The organism is Candidatus Zixiibacteriota bacterium, from assembly GCA_040753495.1.
GTDB lineage: Bacteria > Zixibacteria > MSB-5A5 > GN15 > PGXB01 > DYGG01.
Genome location: JBFMEF010000209.1, coordinates 1 through 7,104 on the forward strand (window position 1 = coordinate 1; position 7,104 = coordinate 7,104).

8 protein-coding genes are annotated in these 7,104 nt (G+C 49.5%); 5 read left to right on the forward strand and 3 right to left on the reverse strand.

Annotated elements, in window-relative coordinates; genetic code table 11:
- Positions 1 to 1,239: DEAD/DEAH box helicase family protein (locus AB1690_13520; protein ID MEW6016326.1), on the reverse strand; the 1,239-nt coding region annotated here is incomplete at its 3' end.
- 245 nt (positions 1,240 to 1,484) lie between these two features.
- On the opposite strand from AB1690_13520, the gene rplU reads away from it, so the two are divergent.
- The 4 genes from rplU to lpxD are packed head-to-tail and all read left to right on the forward strand — an operon-like array spanning position 1,485 to position 5,868.
- Positions 1,485 to 1,805: a 50S ribosomal protein L21 gene (rplU, locus tag AB1690_13525; GenBank protein MEW6016327.1), complete on the forward strand. Its 321-nt coding sequence runs from the start codon at positions 1,485 to 1,487 to the stop codon at positions 1,803 to 1,805.
- Complete coding sequence (gene bamA, locus AB1690_13530) at positions 1,802 to 4,300, forward strand: outer membrane protein assembly factor BamA (protein MEW6016328.1); 2,499 nt, start codon at positions 1,802 to 1,804, stop codon at positions 4,298 to 4,300. Before rplU ends, bamA begins: the two co-directional genes overlap by 4 nt.
- An 18-nt stretch (positions 4,301 to 4,318) precedes the next feature.
- Positions 4,319 to 4,846, forward strand: a complete 528-nt coding sequence (locus tag AB1690_13535) for an OmpH family outer membrane protein (protein MEW6016329.1) — start codon at positions 4,319 to 4,321, stop codon at positions 4,844 to 4,846.
- Positions 4,847 to 4,860: 14 nt separating this feature from the next.
- Entirely contained in the window at positions 4,861 to 5,868 is a 1,008-nt protein-coding gene (gene lpxD, locus AB1690_13540; protein MEW6016330.1) for a UDP-3-O-(3-hydroxymyristoyl)glucosamine N-acyltransferase, read from the forward strand.
- 34 nt (positions 5,869 to 5,902) lie between these two features.
- Here the strand turns inward: lpxD and AB1690_13545 are convergent, their stop codons facing one another.
- Both AB1690_13545 and AB1690_13550 read right to left on the reverse strand, forming a co-directional pair.
- A complete protein-coding gene (locus AB1690_13545; protein MEW6016331.1) occupies positions 5,903 to 6,223 on the reverse strand; it encodes a hypothetical protein in 321 nt (106 codons plus the stop codon).
- Between the two features lie 37 nt (positions 6,224 to 6,260).
- A complete protein-coding gene (locus AB1690_13550) occupies positions 6,261 to 6,686 on the reverse strand; it encodes a single-stranded DNA-binding protein (protein MEW6016332.1) in 426 nt (141 codons plus the stop codon).
- Positions 6,687 to 6,836: 150 nt separating this feature from the next.
- On the opposite strand from AB1690_13550, the gene AB1690_13555 reads away from it, so the two are divergent.
- Positions 6,837 to 7,104, forward strand: a 268-nt coding sequence (locus AB1690_13555; GenBank protein ID MEW6016333.1) for an NAD(+) synthetase, incomplete at its 3' end; no start/stop codon positions are given.

Sequence of the window (7,104 nt, forward strand, 5' to 3'; positions counted from 1 at the left end):
ATACTCCCCGGGAGTCGCCGACACAAATATCACCCGGTCAATGTGCGATTCAAACTCCTCAAAAAATAAAGGACGATTATCCAGCGCCGATGGCAGCCTGAAGCCATGCTCCACCAGGATTTCCTTGCGCGAACGGTCCCCGGCATACATACCTCTAATCTGAGGCACGGTCTGGTGCGATTCATCTATTATCATCAGAAAATCTTTGGGAAAGAAATCAATCAGGGTGGCGGGAGGTTCTCCCGGCGCCCGACCCGAAATATGGCGGGAGTAATTCTCTATACCGCTGCAGTACCCTACTTCTCTAAGCATCTCCAGGTCATATTTGGTGCGCGATGACAACCGCTGGGCTTCCAGCAGTTTTCCCTGGGACTGGAATTCTTCCAGTCGCGCACCCAGTTCGGCTTCGATTTCCACTATCGCCCGCTCCATCTGCGGCTCTGTCGTCACAAAATGCTTGGCGGGATAAATCGCCGCCCGGGTTCGTTCCGTAATTATCTCCCCGGTCAGCGGATTCATTTCAGTTATTCGCTCAATTTCGTCTCCGAACAATTCAATCCTCAGGGCGGTCTCCTGATAAGCCGGTATTAATTCCAGAGTGTCACCCCGCACCCGGAAATTGCCGCGAGAAAAATCGATATCGTTCCGGTTGTAATGAATATCAATTAACTGCCTGATTATCGCATCCCGCTCGATTGACTGTCCCACCTCCAGAAACAGAAGCAGGTCCTTATAATCCTGCGGCGAGCCCAATCCATAAATACATGACACCGATGCCACTATAATGACATCTTTCCGTTCCAGCAGCGAGGCTGTCGCTCGAAGTCGCAGCCGGTCGATATCCTCATTCATCGAGGTGTCTTTTTCTATATATGTGTCGGTGGTCGGAAGATATGCCTCCGGCTGGTAGTAATCATAATAGCTGATGAAGAACTCCACCGCATTTTTAGGAAAAAATGCCCGCAATTCGCCGTACAGCTGCGCCGCCAATGTCTTATTGTGAGAAATCACCAAGGTCGGACGACCATACTGCTCGATAACGTTGGCAATCGAAAAGGTCTTCCCGGAGCCGGTGACTCCAAGCAGAGTCTGAAAACGGTCACCTCTTCTCAAGCCTTCTGTCAGCTGTCTAATCGCTTCCGGCTGGTCCCCGCGCGGCGAAAAACTGGATACCAGCTGAAATTTTTCACCACTCCCGGTTTCGGCCGTATCAATCCAGGATATATTGCTCTTCTTCATAGAAATCCTGCATCCAATATACGCTCTACCTCACAATCCACAATCATATTTCGCAAAATTCCGGTCTGTAAGCGGCGTTTTTGGAACCGTTAACGAGTTGAAACGTTTAAGGTTTAGTAATGATGGCAATTCTTGCCGAGGAAAGTAAGTTTAATTTTTGCTTGACAGACGGCATAAATCGGATAAGTTTAGTTTTCCGTTCGTAAGATTTTAATAGGTTTTGACTTAGGTTTAAGGAGACTCTTATGCTCGCCATATTTGAATCGGGCGGACTTCAGTTCAACGCTGAAGTCGGTTCCGTCCTGAAAATCCCCTATCTTGGCGCCGCCCCCGGTTCTACCGTGACTCTCGATAAAGTCCTTCTTCTGAAAGACGGCGAAAACGCCCTGGTGGGGAAGCCTTATGTTCCCTCGGCTCGTATCGAAGCTGAAGTTATCAAAGAGGGGCTGGCCGAAAAAGTAACCATCTATAAGTTCAAAAAGAGAACGAAGTATCGTCGGCATCGCGGACATCGCCAGCAGTACTCTGAGATTAAGATTAACAAGATTATACCTCCGCAAAATTGATTTCCGGCAGGGACGCCATAATATTCATTGCGCCGGAGCTGCGCTTTTCCCGGCTTCTATTGATATGGGCAATAACGGTTCTCCTGGGTCCGACTGCCCATCAAGCCTTCGCCCAATCTTTCAATGTCGTTTCGGTTGAGGTGGAAGGGAACAAAGCCGCCTCTACCTCGCTGATTCTTTCGGTCGCCGGCATAAAGCCGGGTGACCAGCTTTCCTCGTCCACAACCCAGGATGCTGTCCGCCGGCTCTATGGATTGCAGTTTTTCCAGGATGTCGCCATCGAAGCCGAAGAAGTTACCGGTGGAATCGCTATTACTATTAAAGTCCGGGAACTCCCCCGGCTGTCCGGCATCGAGTTTGACGGTAATTCCAGGATTAAAACCAAAGACCTTCAGGAGAAACTAAAGATTGAAGCAGGCGCCTATCTATCGCCTCAGGTGGTTTTTGACAAGAAGAATGAGATAATCAATCTTTATGGCGAAAAGGGGTTCTTCCTTGCCCGCGCTACTCCCCGTTTGACCTATTCCGCCGATTCCTCGGAAGTGGTCTTGAAATATGATATAGAGGAAGGTTCCAAAGTGAAGGTCGAGAATGTAGTTCTCTCCGGAAACGTCCGGGTTCCGGCCAAAGATATCATTAGCAAGATGCGCAACCGCAAACGAGGTTTTCTCAAATCATCCAATTTCGACAAAGAGAAATACCCCGAGGACAAAGATAAGATTATCGAATACCTTCATAAGGAAGGGTATGTGGACGCCTATCTGAAATCTGATTCTATCGCCATCGACACCGCCCGCAACCGGATGACTATCTTCCTGGATATCCATGAAGGTCCCCGATACTATTTCGGCAAAACCGAATGGAAAGGGAATGAAGTCTTCGCCGACCGTGAGCTTCAAAGAGTTCTTAAGTTTAAAGAAGGGGCGGTTTTTAATCAGGAAAAGTATGACGAGTCAACGTACGAAGTCTATTACCTCTATCAGGAAAAAGGGTATTTGCATATCCGTCTTATCGATGACCTCCGCACGAGCGATTCGGTAATTGACATCAGTTTCGACATTGTGGAGGGACTTCCCTCGGAAGTGAATCTGGTTAAAATCATCGGTAATAATAAGACCAAAGAGAAAGTCATTCGCCGCGAAATGAAAATGCGTCCGGGACAGATATACCGTCGCTCCCTGATGATGCGCTCCATCCGCGATATTATGCAGCTCAATTACTTTGCCAAGGTCGAACCGGATATACAGCCGTTGGCAACCGGCGATGTCGACGTCATCATGAAAGTTGAGGAGAAACCGACCGGACAGATTTCAGCCGGAGCCGGATATTCCGCCCAGGATAAATTTGTCGGCACCTTCGGGCTCGGCATCCCAAATTTCCGCGGCATGGGCCAAAATCTTAATTTCAACATTGATATAGGAAGTCGCGTTAACTCCTACTCTATATCATTTACCGAACCGTGGTTATTCTCCACCCCGACTCAATTGGGAGCCGACCTTTATTACACCAACCGCCGCTGGTACGAAGATTATACCGAGGGACGTCGCGGTGGCTCCCTGCGGATAGGACGTCGTCTCCGCTGGCCCGACAACTATTTCCGCGCCTATGCCCGCTATCGTTTTGAAGGCGACCGCTATTATGATTTCAGCGATGGTTACGCCAACAATTACCGGAAACTCCGGATTAATTATTATTTCTTGCCGGGTGGAACGGTTCCTTATGATACAACCGCTTCATTTGGAGATATTATTCCCGGCTCCCTTCTGGACTACGGCGAAGACTGGTTCAATGCATCCAGTATTCAGCTGACCTTAGAGCGCGACAGTCGCAACCTGCCCGAATTCGCCACGTCCGGGTCCATTCTCTCTTATTCTTTTGAGAATACCGGCAAGGCTCTCGGCGGCTACTGGGAATATCAGAAGCATCTTTTCTCCGGCGCCAAATTTATTCCAGTTTTCGGGAAACTGGCTTTGGCGGGAAAGGTTACATTCGGCGCCATTCATGCCCCGGGCGGTGATGAAAAAATACTCGAGTTCGACCGTTTCAGTCCCGGCGGGGTCGGCTATCTCGGCACCGTACGCGGGTATGATGATGGCTCTCTCACTCCTGACACCGGCGCGGTTTCCACTACTGAATATAATTGGCTGACATATGTAGACGATACGACGGCGGTACTGGACTCAACCACAACTACCAGAAGAGTCTATACCGCCAATGTGCGCGGCAAGTATCTGCTGGTTGGAAATCTGGAATTGCAATTTCCGATAATTGAGAATCAGTTGTACCTTCTCGCATTTTACGATATTGGCAATTCCTGGTTGAAATCGGGCCAGATTCGTATGGATGACCTCTATGCCGGAGTCGGTATCGGATTCCGCCTCAGCGTTCCCGGTATCGGCACCATAGGATTCGATTTCGGGTATCCCCTTGATGACCGACGAGGTCAAACGCGGGGATGGAAACCCCATTTTCAAGTTGGGACAACAATTAGATAATATAAAAGGAGAGTTTTCATGCGGAGTAAAAAGGCTTTTGCAATTATCATCGCCGCCCTGGCGGGTAGCTTTCTTCTGGCATCAGCCGTATCGGCACAGGTTGGAAAATATGGTTATGTCGATTCCGACAAGATTTTTGCCGAATACAAAGCCTGGGTGAAGGCGCAGGAAGAGTTCAATACCGAATATAAAGCTTGGGACGATGAAGCCAAGAAAATGCAAAAAGAGCTGGAAGATATGGTGGTGGAGTACGAAAAACAGAAACTGATTCTGTCGGCGGAGAAGAAGAAAGAGCGGGAAGCCCAGATCGAGGCTAAACGAAGCGCCCTTGATGCCTACACCAAGGAGATTTTTGGTCCTGCCGGCACAGCCGAACGCAAGAATAACGAACTGGTCCGCCCCCTGCTGGAGAAAATAAACGCTGCCATTGAGCGGGTGGCGACTGAAGGAAACTACGACTTTATTTACAACTCCGCAGGCCTTGCCTATGCCAAGAAAGACTATGATGTGACCGATAAAGTCCTCCAGATTCTTGAAGAGGAGTGAGAGGGTCTTGCGATTTGAGCTTCAAGCTTAAAGAACTGGCGGAACTGGTCGAAGGCGAACTGCGCGGTAATCCCGATACGGAAATAAATGCCGCCGCTCCTATCGATTCCGCCCGACCGGGGCAAATTACTTTTCTGGCAAACAGCAAATATGAACCGTTTTTGAAAACGACCGCCGCATCGGCGGTCGTTCTGCATCCAGATATAACTTACGACCGCACCGCTTCTATTCGACATCCCAACCCCTACTATGCCTTTGCCATCATTCTCGACCTTCTCTACCCCGATGATGATTACTACCGCTCCGGCATCTCTCCTTTGGCGCATCTGGCTCCTACTGCCATCCTCGGGAATGATTGCTCTGTCGGCGCTTTTGCCATAGTGGGTGACCAGAGCTCTATTGGGGGCGATACAGTCATCATGCCATCAGTCTTTATCGGCAAGAATGTCGCTATCGGCTCTCACTGCAAAATCTATCCCAATGTCTCTATCCTTGATGATACCCGTATTGGCGACCACGTCATTATTCATAGCGGCACTGTCATTGGTTCCGATGGCTTCGGTTTTGCGCGTTATCCCGGCGGCATTAAAAAAGTCAAACAGGTCGGCTGGGTTGAAATTGGCAACGAGGTCGAGATTGGCGCCAATTGTGGCATTGACCGGGGCGCTCTCGGCGCCACCAGGATAGGCAATGGGGTCAAGATTGATAATCTGGTACAGATTGCCCATAACGTGCAGATTGGAGATTACAGCATAATTGTCGCCCAGGTGGGAATCTCCGGTTCGACCAGGTTAGGAAAAGGGGTAATTCTAGCCGGACAGGTCGGATTGGTGGGGCATATTGAAATAGGCGATGGCGCTACTGTTGGCGCCCAGTCCGGGGTTCATAAAGATATCCCCGCCGGCAAAATCTATTTCGGTTACCCGGCGCGCGAAGCGATGCATACCAAGAGGATTGAAGCCTGCCTTTCGCGGCTGCCGGAACTTTTCAAACGAGTCCGCGACCTCGAAGATAAAATCTGAGTCTGAAAGATATCGACCGGCTTTCAGTCCCTGCTTAATCGGCGACTTCACACCAGTCTTTTATTCCACACGCGGGACACCGGACTTTCTTCTTTTCCGGAGTATGCGGGCTGAAGAAATCCGCCAGTATTGAAATCTTGAATGTTATTCCGCAGGAGGGGCATTTATATGAAGTACACTGGGAGTGATATCTAACGATTGTAAAAACTGCAGCTGCCACTGCGGAGAGCCAGATTACTACCCCCACCGCCCCAAAACCGGGCGCGAAAATTATCCCGAGCGGTATTATTGCAATCAGAAGTACGGATATCCCGACTGCCATTTTGAGCGTGCCGCTAATTTTGCTGCCTGCCATAGTCCCTATATGGTGTCAAAAGCCTGATTTATTTCAACTAAAACGGAAGGTCATCATCTTCGGCGCCAATATCATTCACCGGCGGAGCGCCCGCGGATGCCCCGGTCGTCATCCCTTCTTTTTCGGCGCTACCTTTGCTTCCCAGGAATTGAATCCGCTGCGCCACAATTTCTGTCGTATATCTCTTGTTGCCTTCTTTGTCATCCCAGTTCCGGGTCTGAATCCGTCCCTCGACATAAACCTGCCTCCCCTTGGAGAGATACTCTTTTGCCATTTCGGCCGGCTTGCCCCAAACAACTATATTATGCCATTCTGTCCGGTCCTGCATCACTCCGTCCTTATCGCGCCATTTTTCCGATGTTGCCAAGGAAAAAGTGGCTACCGGCTGTCCTGCCGGCGTATAACGCAAGTCCGGGTCCTTTCCCAGATTACCGATAAGAATCACTTTGTTCACGCCTGCCATATTATACCTTTCCTGAAAATGTAATAGATTGCAGTATATTAATATAACCGCACGGTTTCTCTCTGTCAATAACTACCACACCGCGATATTTTCACTTGAAACAGCGACACCTTAGTATTATTATCTGTCAATTCATGGGTAGAATATTGTATGGAACTTCATATTAACGAACCTGAAACGGCGGCAACGCTCGAGAAATTTCTTTCGGAGAAACTGAACCGCTCCGGTCTTTCCGGATATATCATCGGTCTGTCCGGCGGCATTGATTCTTCACTCTCTGCCGCCATCGCCATTAGAGCGGTGGGACATCAAAAGGTGCTGGGGCTTATTCTTCCCTATTCTCGCTCGCTGCGGGAGTCTGAAAGTGACGCACGGCGCTTCGCCGATAATTTTCAAATCAGAACCCAGAAGATAGATA